The sequence below is a fragment of the Vagococcus salmoninarum genome, from assembly GCF_003987495.1.
Taxonomy (GTDB): domain Bacteria; phylum Bacillota; class Bacilli; order Lactobacillales; family Vagococcaceae; genus Vagococcus_D; species Vagococcus_D salmoninarum.
Genome location: NZ_NGJU01000024.1, coordinates 25,320 through 40,696, shown reverse-complemented (window position 1 = coordinate 40,696; position 15,377 = coordinate 25,320). Strand labels below are relative to the sequence as shown.

The 15,377-nt window shown below is 41.1% G+C and carries 20 protein-coding genes and 1 riboswitch; all 20 genes read left to right on the top strand.

The window, feature by feature from the left end; translation table 11 throughout:
• Positions 1–173 (top strand): IS3 family transposase (locus CBF35_RS15145; RefSeq protein WP_148112177.1); only part of this gene is annotated, 173 nt, incomplete at its 5' end.
• A 145-nt stretch (positions 174–318) separates the two neighbouring features.
• The gene (locus CBF35_RS13235; RefSeq protein ID WP_126782009.1) at positions 319–1,458 is read left to right on the top strand and encodes a hypothetical protein; all 1,140 of its coding nucleotides are present in this window, start codon (positions 319–321) and stop codon (positions 1,456–1,458) included.
• Between the two features lie 90 nt (positions 1,459–1,548).
• Positions 1,549–2,277, top strand: coding sequence for a tRNA (adenosine(37)-N6)-threonylcarbamoyltransferase complex dimerization subunit type 1 TsaB (gene tsaB / locus CBF35_RS13230; RefSeq protein ID WP_126782007.1), 729 nt, complete (start codon positions 1,549–1,551; stop codon positions 2,275–2,277).
• Complete coding sequence (gene rimI / locus CBF35_RS13225) at positions 2,261–2,812, top strand: ribosomal protein S18-alanine N-acetyltransferase (protein ID WP_228026026.1); 552 nt, start codon at positions 2,261–2,263, stop codon at positions 2,810–2,812. The genes tsaB and rimI (CBF35_RS13225) overlap by 17 nt, the downstream gene beginning before the upstream one ends.
• On the top strand, positions 2,812–3,270 hold the full coding sequence (gene rimI / locus CBF35_RS13220) for a ribosomal protein S18-alanine N-acetyltransferase (RefSeq protein ID WP_126782005.1): 459 nt from the start codon (positions 2,812–2,814) through the stop codon (positions 3,268–3,270). Before rimI (CBF35_RS13225) ends, rimI (CBF35_RS13220) begins: the two co-directional genes overlap by 1 nt.
• Before the next feature lie 27 nt (positions 3,271–3,297).
• The gene (tsaD, locus tag CBF35_RS13215) at positions 3,298–4,317 is read left to right on the top strand and encodes a tRNA (adenosine(37)-N6)-threonylcarbamoyltransferase complex transferase subunit TsaD (RefSeq protein ID WP_126782003.1); all 1,020 of its coding nucleotides are present in this window, start codon (positions 3,298–3,300) and stop codon (positions 4,315–4,317) included.
• 142 nt (positions 4,318–4,459) lie between these two features.
• Positions 4,460–4,798 (top strand): BMC domain-containing protein, encoded by a 339-nt coding sequence (locus tag CBF35_RS13210; protein WP_126782001.1) that lies wholly within the window; start codon positions 4,460–4,462, stop codon positions 4,796–4,798.
• 25 nt (positions 4,799–4,823) lie between these two features.
• Positions 4,824–5,270 carry a EutP/PduV family microcompartment system protein gene (locus tag CBF35_RS13205; protein ID WP_126781999.1) on the top strand — a complete coding sequence of 149 codons (447 nt, stop codon included), beginning with the start codon at positions 4,824–4,826 and terminating at the stop codon, positions 5,268–5,270.
• A gap of 18 nt (positions 5,271–5,288) precedes the next feature.
• Positions 5,289–5,846, top strand: coding sequence for a cob(I)yrinic acid a,c-diamide adenosyltransferase (locus CBF35_RS13200; protein ID WP_126781997.1), 558 nt, complete (start codon positions 5,289–5,291; stop codon positions 5,844–5,846).
• A 150-nt stretch (positions 5,847–5,996) separates the two neighbouring features.
• Positions 5,997–6,141: riboswitch (adenosylcobalamin (AdoCbl) riboswitch) on the top strand.
• Between the two features lie 232 nt (positions 6,142–6,373).
• A complete protein-coding gene (locus CBF35_RS13195; protein ID WP_126781995.1) occupies positions 6,374–6,721 on the top strand; it encodes a BMC domain-containing protein in 348 nt (115 codons plus the stop codon).
• Between the two features lie 24 nt (positions 6,722–6,745).
• Positions 6,746–7,309 carry an ANTAR domain-containing response regulator gene (locus CBF35_RS13190; RefSeq protein ID WP_126781993.1) on the top strand — a complete coding sequence of 188 codons (564 nt, stop codon included), beginning with the start codon at positions 6,746–6,748 and terminating at the stop codon, positions 7,307–7,309.
• 40 nt (positions 7,310–7,349) lie between these two features.
• Complete coding sequence (eutA, locus tag CBF35_RS13185; protein WP_126781991.1) at positions 7,350–8,783, top strand: ethanolamine ammonia-lyase reactivating factor EutA; 1,434 nt, start codon at positions 7,350–7,352, stop codon at positions 8,781–8,783.
• 18 nt (positions 8,784–8,801) lie between these two features.
• Positions 8,802–10,166 carry an ethanolamine ammonia-lyase subunit EutB gene (locus tag CBF35_RS13180; protein WP_126781989.1) on the top strand — a complete coding sequence of 455 codons (1,365 nt, stop codon included), beginning with the start codon at positions 8,802–8,804 and terminating at the stop codon, positions 10,164–10,166.
• An 18-nt stretch (positions 10,167–10,184) separates the two neighbouring features.
• Positions 10,185–11,129 carry an ethanolamine ammonia-lyase subunit EutC gene (gene eutC / locus CBF35_RS13175; RefSeq protein WP_126781987.1) on the top strand — a complete coding sequence of 315 codons (945 nt, stop codon included), beginning with the start codon at positions 10,185–10,187 and terminating at the stop codon, positions 11,127–11,129.
• Entirely contained in the window at positions 11,119–11,775 is a 657-nt protein-coding gene (gene eutL, locus CBF35_RS13170; protein WP_126781985.1) for an ethanolamine utilization microcompartment protein EutL, read from the top strand. The genes eutC and eutL overlap by 11 nt, the downstream gene beginning before the upstream one ends.
• Positions 11,776–11,829: 54 nt before the next feature.
• Positions 11,830–12,243 carry a BMC domain-containing protein gene (locus tag CBF35_RS15080; RefSeq protein WP_126781983.1) on the top strand — a complete coding sequence of 138 codons (414 nt, stop codon included), beginning with the start codon at positions 11,830–11,832 and terminating at the stop codon, positions 12,241–12,243.
• A gap of 12 nt (positions 12,244–12,255) precedes the next feature.
• Positions 12,256–13,746: an aldehyde dehydrogenase family protein gene (locus CBF35_RS13160; RefSeq protein ID WP_126781981.1), complete on the top strand. Its 1,491-nt coding sequence runs from the start codon at positions 12,256–12,258 to the stop codon at positions 13,744–13,746.
• A gap of 32 nt (positions 13,747–13,778) precedes the next feature.
• Positions 13,779–14,057, top strand: a complete 279-nt coding sequence (locus CBF35_RS13155; protein ID WP_126781979.1) for a BMC domain-containing protein — start codon at positions 13,779–13,781, stop codon at positions 14,055–14,057.
• Between the two features lie 74 nt (positions 14,058–14,131).
• Positions 14,132–14,764: a phosphate propanoyltransferase gene (pduL, locus tag CBF35_RS13150; RefSeq protein WP_126781976.1), complete on the top strand. Its 633-nt coding sequence runs from the start codon at positions 14,132–14,134 to the stop codon at positions 14,762–14,764.
• A 5-nt stretch (positions 14,765–14,769) separates the two neighbouring features.
• Entirely contained in the window at positions 14,770–15,369 is a 600-nt protein-coding gene (locus CBF35_RS13145) for a hypothetical protein (protein ID WP_126781974.1), read from the top strand.
• The last annotated feature ends 8 nt before the right edge of the window (positions 15,370–15,377 follow it).

Below are 15,377 nucleotides of genomic sequence, written 5' to 3'. Positions count from 1 at the left end.
TTCATTCCACTCTAAAGTCTGAAACGTTCTCAATACAGTCAGAGCTTGGATGCTCTACTACTAGTGTAATCGAAACTGTACAAAATTTCATCAAGTATTATAATGAAAAGAGAATTCAACAAAAATACGGTTACTTATCTCCGATAGATTATCGAAAACAAGCAACCGCATAGGTGTTTTTATTACTGTCTCATTTTAAGGGTTCAGTCCCCTTGCCAGTCTTTTTTTTGTTGCCAGTTTATTGAAATAATCTTTAGAAAGTGTATGATTAAGAAGATAAGCACCGGGAATAATTTAATGATATAAGGAGTTTTAACAATGACAAATAATCAAATGATTAATGAATTTGTAACATTAGCCATTCAAGCAGGTGGCTGGATGGAATTAGATCGCTTGTATTTAACGAATCAATTAAGAGGACTATTAAAAGTTAGCCCAGAGACCTTAGCTGTTAATACGACAGATTACTTAGAAGTCAGTCAACTAATTAAAGGTTTAACAGCAGTTGCGACGGAGCAAAAAGTCATTAGTGACTCACTGCAAGAGCAAGCTGATTTTGCAGCCAAACTAGGAGATTTTCTGACACCACCACCCTCAGTCATCAATGCCTTGTTCGCAGAACACCATGCTAAGGACCCTGAAGGCGCAACTAATTATTTTTATCAGTTAATGGTTGATAATGGTTACGTCAAAGTGCAGTTAGCTGATACATTAGTTAAGCTGTCTAGTCCTCAAGGTGATTTTTTACTTAATCAGCAGCCCTTGAAGGAGCGTGACTTAGAGGAAGCTTCAGCCTATCCCCAATGTTCTTTATGTTTAGAAAATGAAGGCTATCTAGGGTCAGCCAATCAAGGAAGCCAAGCTAACCGCCGGGGGATTCGGATGAATTTAGCTGGCGAAAGTTGGATTTATCATTACTTAGAGCAACCAAAAGTCCTGGAACACTGTGCTTTTGTTATGGAAGAACATCACCCCTTAGTCCAAGATCAAAGCTATTTTAGTAAATTGACTGATCTTTTAGAAGTTTTCCCTCATTATTATATTTTTAGTGATGGTCGTGGTGAACACGGTCATTATCAAGGCGGCAAAGGGTTAGCGCCGATTACTGAAGCTCAAGTTCTTAGAACCTTAGAATTGCCGTTGTTTAAGGCAGTTTCTGGAGAAGTTCTAGTATGGCCGGTGTTGGCAATCAAATTAAGCAGTACTAATGCTCAACAATTAAGCCAAGTAGCCTTTTACTTATCAGAGCAGTGGCGTAATTTTAGTCAGGCCCAAGGGCAAGTTGGTAGCTTAATTAGACTAGAGGACGGTACTTACGAGTTGTATTTAATCTTTAAATCAGAAAGTTGTGACTTAATCCCAGCCTTAGGCTTTATTAATGATCAAGAGGAAATTGCCGAACTAGCTAAAACAAGCTTATCGACGACGGAAGCAGAACAATTTTTAGCTAGTTTATAAGTAATCAGGAGCTGTGATTCAGCTCCTTTTTATTGTTTTAGAAATTATGCTATAATAGTCAAGAATTCAAAGTGAAGGAATGGGTAGAATATGAAGATTTTAGCAATTGACACTTCTAATCAAACATTAAGTGTGGCGATTTGCAATGACCAACAATTAATCGGTCAATATACAGGAACAACAAATAAAAATCATAGTTTAGCCTTAATGCCGGCCATTGATTTTATTATGAAAGAAAATCAAATCTCACCTCAAGGAATTGAACGAATCGTTGTGGCCCAAGGACCAGGTTCTTACACTGGTTTACGAATTGGTGTGACAACCGCTAAAACCTTAGCGTGGACCTTAGGTGTCGAGTTAGTTGGGATTTCAAGTTTAGCGAGTCTAGCTGCTAATTCTCTAGATTATCAAGGCTTGATCGTGCCTTTATTTGATGCCCGTCGAAATAATGTTTATACCGGGATTTATCAGTGGCAAGGCAGTCAGTTAGTGACGATTGTTCCTGATAAACACATTAGTTTTGAGCAGTGGTTGCTTGAGTTAGAGAACTATGACCAAGAGATGCGTTTTGTCGGTAGTGATCTTAGCAAATTTAGTCAGTTGATTGAGGAATCGCTTGTTAAAACAACTATCGATCTCACAGCTGCTTATCATGAAGTAAACAGTTTAAGCCTAGCTAAGTTAGGCTTAACTGGGGAAGTTGTCCCCTCAGTTGAAGACTTTGTGCCAGCTTATTTAAAATTAGTTGAAGCGGAAGAAAATTGGTTAGCCAATAATAATAATCATGAACAGAGGGAAAGTTATGTCGAAAAAATCTAACTTTTTTGATAAAGTTCGCGTCGTAATGACGAAACAGTTAATTTATTTAACTAGCGAAAAAAAAGTTGGTGAGGAAACATTTCTTTTTCGCGAAGTCCGCTACACTGACATTCGTCAGTTAATTGCGATTGAAAAAGATGCCTATGAAGGAGATGTTCCTTGGGGGAAAACCGCTTTTTTATCAGAATTAAATGGTCCCCAACCAGTGTTGTACTTAATTGTTGAACATGAGGGGCAGGCTGTTGCATTTATCGGTGTTCGCTTTGAACAAGAGGACGGCCATATTACTAACGTTGCAGTTTTACACGAGTACCAAGGCCGTGGCTTAGCAACGATCTTATTAGAAGAAGTCATCGAAGCAGCTAAACGCAGTGAGTACGCATCGTTATCACTAGAAGTCCGAATCAGTAACATGGACGCTCAACGCTTGTACCGGAAACTAGGTTTTGTTTCTCGAACGGTTAAAAAGAATTATTACTTAAGCAATGGGGAAGATGCCTTAGATATGCTTTATGTTTTTGAGGAGCGGAAATAATGAATCAAGACTTTGAAACCCCTCAAACCGACTTAGCCCAAAAATTTTGGGATATAAGTGAATTAGCTTATGACTATGGTTCCCCTTGGACAAAAGCTCAATTTTTAGCAGATTTACAAAATGAACGGAGCTTTTATTTTTTGACAGAAACACCTAAGGGCTTATTAGGTTATGTGATTTTTCATCAAGTCTTAGATGAAGCAGAAATCATCAATATCGCCGTTGATCCTAGTGTTAAAGGGCAAAAAGTCGCAATGGAACTATTTGAAAAAGCCTTGGCAACGATGGCTAGTCAAGGAGTTAAGAGCTTTTTCTTAGAAGTTCGGCGAACCAATCAGGCAGCGATTGGCTTATATCGAAAAGCTGGTTTTCAAGAAATCGGCATCCGTAAAAATTATTATCACAATCCTCGTGAAGATGGGATTATGATGCAAAAAATAGTCAATGAGGTGGATTGATTATGGAGACTGGAGAGAAAGAACAAAATGACAAAGAGACAGTTAATTCTGGCAATTGAAAGTAGTTGTGATGAAACTAGCGTTGCTGTGATTGAAAATGGCAATCACATTTTATCAAATATTGTGGCTTCCCAAATTTTAAGCCATCGCCGATTTGGTGGTGTCGTTCCAGAAGTCGCCAGTCGTCATCATGTGGAGCAAATTACTTTGTGTATGGAAGAAGCTTTAAGTGAGGCGAAAGTGGTTGTTTCAGAGTTAACAGCAGTAGCCGTCACCGAAGGACCTGGTTTAGTTGGGGCGTTATTAATTGGCATTAGTGCCGCTAAGGCGTTTGCTTGGGCTCATGACTTACCGTTAATCCCAGTTAATCATATGGCTGGCCATATTTATGCTGCTAGCTTTGTTGAGCCGTTAGTGTTTCCATTAATGACCTTACTCGTTAGTGGCGGTCATACAGAACTCGTTTATATGAAGGCTGATGGGGAGTATCAAGTGATTGGTGAAACCCGAGATGATGCTGCAGGAGAAGCTTACGATAAAGTTGGGCGGGTGTTAGGCTTAAATTACCCAAGTGGGAAAGAGTTAGACGAATTGGCTCATCAAGGTCAAGATACATTTAATTTTCCTCGGGCAATGCTTAAAGAGCCAAATTATGATTTTAGCTTTAGTGGCTTAAAAAGTTCCTTTATTAATCGGTATCACAATGCCGAACAAAAGGGCGAAGTCTTAGATAAAGCAGATTTAGCAGCTAGTTTTCAGGCTAGTGTCGTGGAAGTCCTAGTTACTAAAACCTTGAAAGCTTGTCACGCTTACGACGTTAAGCAACTGATTATGGCTGGGGGAGTAGCGGCTAATAAAGGGTTGCGAGCTGCCTTAAGTCAAGCTGTTCTTGAAGAACTACCTGAAGTGAAATTAATCGTGCCACCTTTAAGACTTTGTGGTGACAATGCCGCAATGATTGGGGCGGCTGCAAGTATTGAACTAGCTAAAGGTAACTATGCTGGCTGGAACTTAAATGCTGATCCAAGCTTAACCTTATCAGAATAAGGGAATTAACTTAAAATTTTGACCTGGGCTAAGAGATTTGTTAAACTAAAAAAAAGGTCACAACGATGTGACGAGAGATGCAACGGCGCAAAAGATAACTTCTTTTGCGCTGTTTTTTTGTGATTTAAGAAAGGAAAAACTTATGAAAAAGCGAATTATTCAAGAATCAGTGCCAGGTCGCCAAGTGACGATTGCCCATATTGTCGCTCAACCTCAGCCAGAACTCTACACTAAGATTGGTCTCAGTGAACATTCAGGCCAGGCTTTAGGAATTTTAACGATCACCCCAGGGGAAGGTGCGATAATCGCGGCAGACATTGCTGCCAAAGCAGGGCCAGTCAACGTTGCTTTTATGGATCGTTTTAGTGGAGCGGTCATGTTAACTGGTGAAATAGCGGCAGTGGAAGTGGCCCTTGAAGCAGTTTTAAAAGCCTTAAATCAACGCTTAAAAATAACGAGTACAGCGATTACTAAAACTTAAAGGACAGAGTCAGAGGAGGTTGCAGATGAAACGGTTAATGTTAGTTGGCCCAGTCAGTTCAGGAAAAACGAGTTTATGCCAAGCTTTGGCTGGTGAGAAAATGAGTTACCAGAAAACCCAAGGCATTGAATTTTACCCATTAACAATCGATACTGCTGGGGAGTTTACCCAAAGGCGTCAATTATACAGTGCCTTACAAATATCAGCCTTGGAAGCTGATATCGTTGGTTTAGTTCATAGTTTAACGGATCAGCTAGACCCTTACCCACCCGCTTTTGCCACCTTGTTTCAACGGCCAGTAATTGGAATTATTACGAAAACTGATCTCTCAGTCAGCCAAAGGCAATTAAGCCAGCTAGAAAGCCGTCTCAAAGTAGCTGGTGCAAGGCGAATTTTCCAAGTGTCAGCCGTGAACCAGCAAGGAATCAGTCAATTGCTCGCCTTTTTACAAGAAGAGACAGTTAAAGAATGACTAAAAGGAGTTGAGAGGATGAATATTTATACGAAAACCGGTGACCGTGGTACAACAAGTATTATCGGTGGCGAAATTATGAGTAAATCGGCGATTAGAGTCAGTGCATATGGAACGATTGATGAATTGAATTCTTATGTGGGCTTGATCATTAGTCAGTTGCAACATGACATCGACTTAAAACATGATTTAATAGAAGTTCAGCAAGTGTTATTTGATTGTGGCACTGATATGGCAACACCTACAAGTCAAAAAGGTTATCGGACTGAACAAGGGGTAACGCCTTGGCTTGAAAGTAAGATTGACTATTATTTACACCATCCCCCGAAATTAACTGAATTTATCTTACCTGGGGGAACTGTCGTCGCTAGCCAGTTACACATTGCCAGGACGATTACGCGCCGAGCGGAACGAGAAGTAGTCGCTACTAGTTTAACCGGGGAAATCAATCCAGATGTTTTAAAAGTGTTAAATCGCTTATCAGATTATTTTTATGCAGCCGCTCGGTTGATTAACTATCGAGAAGGTCGTAAAGATATTAATTACCGACGGAATAGCCAAGTCTTTTATAATTAAAGTTATAAAACGGAAAGAGACGATTGCGTTGTTATTTTAAACTATTTAAACGTAATACAAAGATCAGCTCTGTTCGCGTCAAATGAACAATAAATATCTTTATTAGAAGTCAATTATTATGTTTGCAGGCTGTTTTTTTTTATGTTAGAATTCAGCTAGTAAAAGGTCTAAATCGCTGGAAGTTTGGTGAAAATCCAACACGGTCCCGCCACTGTGAAAAGCGCGAGCTTAAAGTCAGGTCTTTCGATTTAAACTGAGTATAATCGGACTGTTTCGTGGTAAAACAGCAAAAGTGAACTAAGTTTATTTAACGCGCCTTAGTTTACGTAAGCCTGGGATGATACGAGACTTTTTTAGTTAAATTGTCTAAGAATCAAACAGGGAGCGTTAGTTGCACAATAAGGTGCTTCCTGTTTTTTTGATGTGAAGACTATTTTCAGCAACGAGGCTGCCCAAAGACTAAGTTAGTCTTTTAGGCAGTTTTTTTTAATCCTTTTAATTTCTATGGGGAGAGAGTGAGGTGCTAAATGGCAGAGGAAAAACAACGTTTTATTCAAGAATATGTTCCAGGTAAACAAGTCACATTAGCTCACTTAATGGCTAATCCAACGGAAGATAGTTATCAAAAATTAGGAATTATCGAAGGTAACAAGGAAGCCTTAGGAGTTTTTACGATTACTCCGAGTGAAGGGGCGATTATTGCGGCAGACGTCGCTTTAAAAGCCAGTCAAGTCAGTCTAAGTTTAGTTGATCGGTTTAGTGGCTCCGTGATTATTACTGGTGAAATTAGTGCGGTGGAAGTTGCTTTAACAGCAGTAGTTAAAGAGCTAGCAAAGACTTTGAACTTTACTTGCACTGAGGTGACACGAACGTAAGTTAGATAGAAAAGGGGAATTGAAGTGGGGAAAATAATCATTGTCGATTATGATTCAGAGGAAAGTCAGCAATTAAAAAAGCTCTTGGAAAATCGGGAGTTTCAAGTAATTAAAGTTAACAGTGTCTTTAAGTTGTTAGAAGTGACTGACTTACAACAGGCAGATGTGATTTTTTTAAGTAGTACCTTATTGCAGAAGGATAGCTTAAATTTAGCTAAGATAATTGTTGAAAAAAAGTTGACTGAAAGCTTGATTATTACAAGTCGAAATGAAAAAGAACTAAAGGAAGCCAAAGAAATAACTGATGAAGTTGATGGGTTTATAGTGGCGCCTTATGAAGGGCACAACTTGGCTTTAATTCTCAAGTTAGTGACTAAAAAACAACAACAAATTAAGAGACTAGAAAAGGAAATCGCCACCCTCAATGATAAATTAAGTCAACGAATTAAAATCGAACAAGCGAAAGGCATGTTGATGAGTCGTCAAGGATTAACAGAAGAAAAAGCCTATCAAAAGATGCGCCGTTTAAGTATGGAAAACCGCTGTCCGATTATTGACATTGCTGAGATGTTAATCTTGTCTCACTAGCTGTTGTTGAAAGGCTCAATCAGTTTAAGGAGGAGCTAGCATGGGAAAAGATTATTTATTAAGTGTCGGCATTGACTTAGGAACGGCAACTACCCAAATGGTTATCGCTAAACTTTCGATTAAAAATATGGCGACTGTCTATACGGTCCCCCGGGTCACGATTACCGAAAAAGAAGTGATTTATCAAAGCCCAAGTTTATTTACACCTTTACGTAGCAATCATTTAATTGACGTTATTCCTTTAGAACGTTTTATTAGCCAGCAGTACAAGTTAGCTGGCATTAGCAAAGAAAGTATTGATATTGGCGCGATTATCATCACTGGGGAATCTGCTCGGAAAGAAAATGCTGAGACTGTCACTCAAGCTTTAAGTGAGTACGCTGGGGATTTTGTAGTGGCGACAGCTGGTCCTGACTTGGAAAGTATCTTAGCTGGTCGTGGGGCGGGAGCTCAAAGTTATTCGAAAGAACACCACACAACGATTGTTAACTTAGACATTGGTGGTGGCACGACTAATTTAGCCCTCTTTTATGACAATGAGGTGATTAGCACAAGTTGTTTAGACATTGGCGGTCGTTTAATTAAAATTGATCAAGAGACTCAACGGATTACTTATATCGCTCCCAAATTACAAACTATTATTGAAGGCGAAGGCTTTGATTTTATTTTAGGAAAGACTGTTAGCCCCAAAGCTTTAAAACCATTACTAAAGATTATGGTTCAACTGTTAGCTAATAGTCTGAATTTAGGTCCAGTCAGTCCTTATTATCAAGGGATCTTAACGACAGAAAGTTTGTTAATTCAACGGGAAATCAAAGCAGTGTCTTTTTCCGGTGGAGTGGCAGATTATATTAAAGATGAGGCCTTAACAGAGCCTTTTAAATACGGAGATATTGGCTTATTACTAGGGGTAGAAATTGCTCAATCAGAGATTATGAAAGCGTTTAACGTCTTGAAGGCGCGGGAAACTTTGCGGGCGACAGTGGTTGGCGCAGGATCCCATGCGACTTCCATTAGTGGCAGCACGATTACTTATCGGAAAGAAATTTTACCAATCAAAAACCGACCAGTTCTGAAGCTAAGTTTAGCAGACGAGGAAGGAAGTTCGGAGCAGATTGGTCAAGCCATTCGCCAAAAACTCAATTGGTTTAAATTAAGTCAAGGCTCACAAGCAATCGCCCTAGGCTTAGTTGGGGAAGTTGACCCGTCTTTTCAAAGGGTCGGTGAACTAGCAGCAGGGGTGTTGGCTGGATTAGGAGAACTAATCGAGAATCAAGAAACTTTAGTTATTAGTGTTGAAGAAGATATGGCAAAGGCCCTGGGACAATCTATCGGGATGTTGTTGCCAAAAGGTTATCCCTTTGTCTGTTTTGACCGGGTAGCCATTGAAAATGGTGACTATCTCGATATTGGACGGCCAGTTGCGGCTGGGGATGTCTTGCCTGTTGTTGTTAAAACCTTAATTTTTAATTAGGTTGGAAAGGAAAATCCCATGATTTTAAAAACAAAACTTTTTGGAAAGATGTACAGTTTTCAAACGATTAAAGAAGTGTTAGCGAAAGCCAATGAGTTGAAATCCGGGGACTTGTTAGCCCGGGTAGCAGCTTTATCAGCAGAAGAGCGGGTGGCAGCTAAAGTTGTTTTAAGTCAGTTGCAGTTAGTAGATTTATTCAATGCCCCAGTCGTTCCCTACGAAGAAGATGAAGTCACTCGGGTGATCATCGACGGTGTCAATCGCCGGGCCTACGAAAAAATTAAACATTGGACAGTAGAGGAGTTACGGGAGTATTTACTCGATTTCAAGACGACAGATTACGATATTAAGCAGCTGGCTCGGGGCTTAACTTCAGAGATGGTAGCTGCAGTCACTAAAATCATGTCGAACTTAGACTTGATTTACTGCGCTCAAAAAATAATTGTCATTAAAACAGCGAATACAACAATCGGCGAACCAGGTCGCTTGTCTGTCCGCCTGCAACCAAATCACACGACAGATAATATCGATGGCATTATGGCCACGGTGATGGAAGGTCTTTCTTTTGGAATTGGGGATGCTCTAATTGGTTTAAACCCAGTGGATGATTCAACGGAAAGTGTGATGCGGATTTTAAATAAATTTGATGATTTTAAAAATAAGTGGGAAATCCCAACGCAAACCTGTGTCTTAGCTCATATTAAAACGCAAATTGAAGCGATGCGTCGGGGGAGTCCAACTGGGTTAGTCTTTCAATCGATTGCTGGTTCTGAAAAAGGCAACACGGCCTTTGGGTTTAATAGTCAAGATTTAGTCGAAGCCCAAGCCTTAGCCTTAGAGACTGGTGCCGTTGTTGGGCCTAATGTGATGTACTTTGAAACCGGCCAAGGGTCAGAACTGTCATCAAATGCCCATTATGATACGGATCAAGTCACAATGGAAGCGCGGTGTTATGGTTTTGCTAAAGCCTATGATCCTTTTATGGTCAATACCGTTGTTGGTTTTATCGGGCCAGAATACTTGTATGATTCACCCCAAGTCTTACGAGCAGGTTTAGAAGATCACTTTATGGGGAAACTTTCTGGCTTGTCTATGGGTTGTGATATTTGTTATACGAATCATATGAAAACCGATCAAAATGATGCCGAAAACTTAACGACCTTACTAGGTGTTGCCAATGTTAACTTTATTATGGGAATCCCTCACGCAGATGACATCATGCTTAATTATCAAACAACTGGTTTTCATGAAACGGCGACGATGCGCCACTTGCTGGATAAACGACCGATTCGGGAATTTGAAACATGGTTAGAAAAAATGGGCATTATGGCTGATGGTCGCTTAACGGAACGAGCTGGCGATGGCTCAATCTTCTTAAAATAGAAAGGGGTTGGAATAAGAATGGAAAAGGCAGGTCAAGTTGAATCCTTAATTCGTGACTACTTTGCTAAATTACCGCCTGAGGAACGGCAAACGATCTTAGAAAGCTTAGGTGAAGGCTTAGAAACTGGCAATCAACAGGAAGTCCTCCCACTAGAAGAGGCCGAAGGCGAGGAAGCTTATTTACCGGATATTACGGAAGTCGATATTAAAAAACAATTTTTTGTGCCAAAAGCTTCAGATGAAGAAGGCTATTTACGGATGAAAGCTTTTACCCCAGCCCGCTTAGGTTTGTGGCGAGCTGGTCCACGATATAAAACCCAGTCAATGTTGCGTTTCCGGGCAGATCATGCGGCAGCTCAAGATGCTGTTTTCTCAGACGTTTCAACGAAGTTAATTGAAGAACTCGATTTGATTCCGATTCAAACGAAATGTCAGGATAAAGACGAGTACGTTACTCGTCCAGACCTTGGACGTGAGTTTAGTGAAGAGGTTCAAGCTGAAATTAAGGAGCGGATTAAAGGGCAGCAACCAGTCCAAATTGTTGTTGGAGATGGTTTGAGTTCGGCGGCAATTGAAGCCAACTTAGCGACGATCTTACCAGCGATTAAGCAAGGGCTAAAACTCTTTGATTTAGCTTATACCGAAACTCTCTTTATTAAATATTCCCGAGTAGGAGCAATGGACCCCATTGGCGAGTTAACGGAAGCCGAGTGTGTCTGCATGTTAATCGGTGAGCGCCCTGGTTTAGTCACGGCAGAATCGATGAGTGCTTACATTGCTTACCGTCCAACTAGTGGGATGCCAGAAGCCCGTCGCACAGTTATTTCCAATATTCAAAAAGGCGGAACACCGGCTGTTGAAGCCGGGGCTTATATTGCAGAAGTGATTGCCACGATTGTTGCTAAAAAGAAATCCGGCGTAGCCTTAAAAGAAGAGCAGGAGGTGAGTAACGATGTTGAATGATCCATTAGGAGCGAAAATTTTAAGTTTAAAGTTGATTGCTAAAGGTGACGAAGGGTTGCTTGAAGCTTTTAACCTTAAGACTCAAGAGCATCAAAGTTTTGGGTTAGTCACTGCGGATTGTGACGATGTGTTGTACGTTGCTTTAGATGAGGCGACGAAAAAAACAGATGTTGTCGTTGTGTATGCTAAAAGTCTCTATGCCGGGGCAGGGAACGCTTCAACTAAACTAGCCGGGGAAGTTATTGGAATTATTGCCGGCCCGACACCAGCAGAAGTTAAAAGTGGTTTAGAGATTATCCAGCAGTCAGTTAGTCAAAGTACTGGCTTCATTAGTGCCAATGAAGATGATAGTATTCCTTACTACGCCCAACTAATTTCTCGCAGTGGCCCTTATTTAGCTGAGTTAGCCCAGATTCCAGAAGGGCAACCGTTAGCGTATTTAATTGCCCCACCTTTAGAAAGTATTTACGCCTTAGATGTGGCCCTCAAAGCAGCAGATGTTAAATTAGTTAGTTTTTACGGTCCACCATCGGAGACGAATTTTGGTGGCGGCTTATTAACTGGCAGTCAAAGTGCCTGCCAAGTGGCTTGTGAGGCTTTCGCCCAAGGAGTTAAGGAAGTTGCTAGCCGACCTCTGAGCTTTTAATTAGTTTCGTAGTCGAGAGTTATTATTAAAGTCAAAAAACAAGGAGGTTATTATTTGGATAATCAAGCCCTCGGTTTAATAGAAGTTCGTGGTTTTTTAGGAGCAGTTGTCGTCGCCGATACGGCTTTGAAAACCGCCAATGTCGAGTTACTGAATGCCGAAAAAATTCAAGGTGGATTAACGACGATTCAATTAAGCGGTGATGTTGGTGCGGTCAAAGTCGCTGTGGCAGCTGGAGCAGGGCTGGCGGAAGAGTTAGGCTGCTTAATTAGTAGTCACGTGATTCCTCGAGTTGCGAATGAAGCGAAAGCCATGCTTTGGCAAGAACCTTTAGTTAAGAAAAAGGTCAAAAAATTGCCAGAAGCTGTTAACTTTAAAACAGCCGAAGACAGCCAAACCGTTGCAGTTGAACCAGCGGAAAGTCAGTCTAGTCCATCAAAAGCTAGTAAAAAAAAGAGCAAAAGATAGGAGGAATGACAAGTGAGTAGTGAGGTTACTCAAAGAGCCCAAGGTGCTGAAGAGCAAGTTGTTACTGAACTGTTAGAACAAGCTAAGCTGGCCCAGGCGGAATTAGGAACGTATTCTCAAGACAAAATTGATCGAATTTGTAAAACTGTCAGTCACGCTGCCTATGACAACCGGGTGAAATTAGCTAAGTTAGCCCAGGAAGAAACGAATTACGGCCGTTGGCAAGATAAAGTTATTAAAAATACCTTTGCTTCGAAAGATTTACTTGCTGAGATTAGCGAGTTGCCAACGGTCGGTCAGATTGCTGTTGACGAGGAAAAAAAAGTCGCTGAAATCGCAGTGCCAGTTGGTGTGATCGCAGCCTTAGTACCAGTCACTAATCCAACATCGACAGTCATTTATAAAACGTTAATTGCTTTGAAAAGTGGGAATAGTATCGTCTTTTCCCCCCATCCTCAAGGAGTGAACTGCGTGATTGCGACAGTTAAAATTTTACGTCAAGCGATCGCTTCAGCAGGGGGGCCACCAAATAGTATTAGTGTTTTAACGAAGCCCACGTTAGCAAGTACTTCCACTTTGATGAATCATGACTTAACTAAATTGATTTTAGCCACAGGTAGTGCTGGCATGGTGAAAGCTGCTTATTCTTCTGGGAACCCAGCGATTGGTGTCGGCCCAGGGAATAGTCCCGCTTTTATTGAAAAGTCAGCGAATATCGCCTTAGCTGTCGAACGGATTATTGCCTCGAAAACCTTTGACAATAGTTTACTATGTTCTTCAGAACAATCAGTCATCGTTGAAGAAAGCAGTAAAGTTACAGTCATTAAAGCTTTCGAACGGCAAGGAGGTTATTTTTTAAGTAGCAATGAAAGCCAACGTTTACGGAATCTTTTAGTTAACGAGGAAGGTCATTTCAACCGGCAAGTCATCGGTCAATCTGCCTTGAAAATTGCTGAACTGGCTAATATTACGTTACCACTAGGGACAAAAGTTTTAATGGTGGAAGAAAGTGATGTTGGTTGGGAGTTTACTTTCTCTCGGGAAAAGTTAGCACCTATCTTAGCCTTTTATACTGTCTCTGATGAAGAGGCGGCGAGTGAGTTAGCTTTTAAGTTACTAACTTTCCAAGGGCAAGGTCATACGATGGCGATTCATTCGGAACAGCCAGAAGTGGTTAAGAAGTTTAGTTTGAAAATGCCTGTTTCTAGAATTATCGTCAATGCCGGTAGTGCTTTAGGCGCAGTTGGTGGGACAACGGCATTAATGCCGGCTATGACTTTAGGTTGTGGGGCAGTAGGTGGCAGTTCGAGCAGTGACAACATCGGCCCAGAACATTTGTTTAATCGGCGGCGAGTGGCATATGGCTTAGTTGAACAAGGGGACTTAATGGCCAGTGAAACTATTGAAGAAATCATGGAAGAAGGCCCAGTTAAAGAACTAACGCCGGAAATTAGTGAAGAAATTATTAACAAAATTGTCAAAGCAGTCTTAGCTAAGTTGTAAAAATCAAGAACATCATATTAGGAGGAAAATAAATGAATGCCAATGCATTAGGAATGATTGAAACAAAAGGATTAGTCGGAGCGATTGAAGCAGCCGATGCCATGGTTAAAGCGGCCAATGTGACGTTGATTGGGAAAGAACATGTCGGTGGCGGGTTAGTGACAGTCATGGTACGTGGGGATGTTGGGGCTGTTAAAGCTGCAACAGATGCTGGGGCGGCAGCTGCTGAACGGGTAGGTAACTTATTATCAGTTCACGTTATTCCAAGACCCCATTCTGAAGTCGATGAAATTTTACCGAAAACGAAATAGCTTAGAGAAGAGAGGTCGTTCAACTGGACTGACCTCTTTCTCTTATAAAAAGGTTTGGGAAAGGCGGGGGAAAGATGACAGAGCAACTATTTGATGAACTAGTCAGCCAATTAGTCCAACAAGTTAAAAGGACTTGGCAGATTAAAGTTGAAGCCAGTGGCCGACATGTCCATCTTAGTCAAAAGACCATTGATGAACTGTTTAGTAAAGATTACCAATTAACACCTGTCCAAGAGTTATCTCAACCTGGTCAATACCGTTACCGAGAACGAGTCAGTCTAATCGGTCCGAAAGGGGTCTTGGAAAATGTGGCAATCTTAGGCCCACCTCGGGAACAAAGCCAAGTCGAGTTATCGAAGACAGACGCTCTTAAACTAGGCTTAAGGTTACCAGTAAAACTAAGTGGTGATTTAGCCAATACTCCAGGAATTATTATTGCTGTAGGGGAAAAGGTAGTTAGTCTACCTCAAGGGGTGATTATTGCTCAACGCCATCTTCATGTTTCGGCAGAAGATGCCCAGCAACATCAACTCCTGACGGGCCAGAAGGTACGAGTTAAAATGGCAAGTCAGCGACCGGTGATTTTTGAAGACGTGCAGGTTCGGGTAAGTTCTCAGTTCAGAAGTGTCTTGCATATTGATTATGATGAGGCGAATGCCTGTGGTTTTGAACCAGGCGATCTAGGCACTGTTTTGCCAAGTAGGTGAGAAAGATGACTAATTTTGAAGACTTACGAGAGATGCTCCTCTTTGAAATTCTCGATATTTTGGCAAAAGAAGGAAGACTGGCAAAAGTCAAAGCTAAAGAGTCATCATTAATTCCGTTGCAACTCCTTGGCAAGGAGGAACTAGCAATTACTAAGGATCTAAAAGGCAGAGGCTTTCAGCTAAGTTCTAAAGGCGGCCCTAGCCACGGACTTTGTTTGACTGAATTGACTTTTGGGAGACTTAGTCGAGTGGCAAACTTAGCTCCACAAGATTGGCAAGAAGAGCTAATTATTTCCCATTTGTGGTCGAAAAACCCTGTATTTGTTAGTCGCAAAGGCTGTCAATACCGGCAACAGTTAGGGGCAGCCCCCTTTAAGTTGCAACAAAAAATTCGTAAATGGGAAGCTAATTTGGAAGCTTTTGGTGTGATTTTCTTAAAAGAAACTAAAGTGCCTAAGGAAGCTAACGTCTTAACGGCGGCAAAAGTCCAAGAGCAGTTAAAAAAAGGGAATGTTAATTTTGAAGGCGAACCTCAGCGAATTGTCACTCCTTTGGCCCGGGAGTTAATCGCCGATTATCACCGTTTAAACAGGAATCAGAAATGAGGGATCAG

Excerpts from the sequence above, each read along its gene's own strand:
- CBF35_RS13200 (WP_126781997.1), top strand. The coding sequence starts at position 5,289 with ATGAATATTTATACGAAAACCGGTGACCGTGGTACAACAAGTATTATC.
- CBF35_RS13210 (WP_126782001.1), top strand. The coding sequence starts at position 4,460 with ATGAAAAAGCGAATTATTCAAGAATCAGTGCCAGGTCGCCAAGTGACG.
- CBF35_RS13205 (WP_126781999.1), top strand. The coding sequence starts at position 4,824 with ATGAAACGGTTAATGTTAGTTGGCCCAGTCAGTTCAGGAAAAACGAGT.
- eutL (WP_126781985.1), top strand. The coding sequence starts at position 11,119 with ATGTTGAATGATCCATTAGGAGCGAAAATTTTAAGTTTAAAGTTGATT.
- rimI (WP_126782005.1), top strand. The coding sequence starts at position 2,812 with ATGAATCAAGACTTTGAAACCCCTCAAACCGACTTAGCCCAAAAATTT.
- tsaB (WP_126782007.1), top strand. The coding sequence starts at position 1,549 with ATGAAGATTTTAGCAATTGACACTTCTAATCAAACATTAAGTGTGGCG.
- pduL (WP_126781976.1), top strand. The coding sequence starts at position 14,132 with ATGACAGAGCAACTATTTGATGAACTAGTCAGCCAATTAGTCCAACAA.
- CBF35_RS13145 (WP_126781974.1), top strand. The coding sequence starts at position 14,770 with ATGACTAATTTTGAAGACTTACGAGAGATGCTCCTCTTTGAAATTCTC.
- rimI (WP_228026026.1), top strand. The coding sequence starts at position 2,261 with ATGTCGAAAAAATCTAACTTTTTTGATAAAGTTCGCGTCGTAATGACG.
- CBF35_RS13235 (WP_126782009.1), top strand. The coding sequence starts at position 319 with ATGACAAATAATCAAATGATTAATGAATTTGTAACATTAGCCATTCAA.
- eutC (WP_126781987.1), top strand. The coding sequence starts at position 10,185 with ATGGAAAAGGCAGGTCAAGTTGAATCCTTAATTCGTGACTACTTTGCT.
- CBF35_RS13195 (WP_126781995.1), top strand. The coding sequence starts at position 6,374 with ATGGCAGAGGAAAAACAACGTTTTATTCAAGAATATGTTCCAGGTAAA.
- eutA (WP_126781991.1), top strand. The coding sequence starts at position 7,350 with ATGGGAAAAGATTATTTATTAAGTGTCGGCATTGACTTAGGAACGGCA.
- CBF35_RS13180 (WP_126781989.1), top strand. The coding sequence starts at position 8,802 with ATGATTTTAAAAACAAAACTTTTTGGAAAGATGTACAGTTTTCAAACG.
- tsaD (WP_126782003.1), top strand. The coding sequence starts at position 3,298 with ATGACAAAGAGACAGTTAATTCTGGCAATTGAAAGTAGTTGTGATGAA.
- CBF35_RS13155 (WP_126781979.1), top strand. The coding sequence starts at position 13,779 with ATGAATGCCAATGCATTAGGAATGATTGAAACAAAAGGATTAGTCGGA.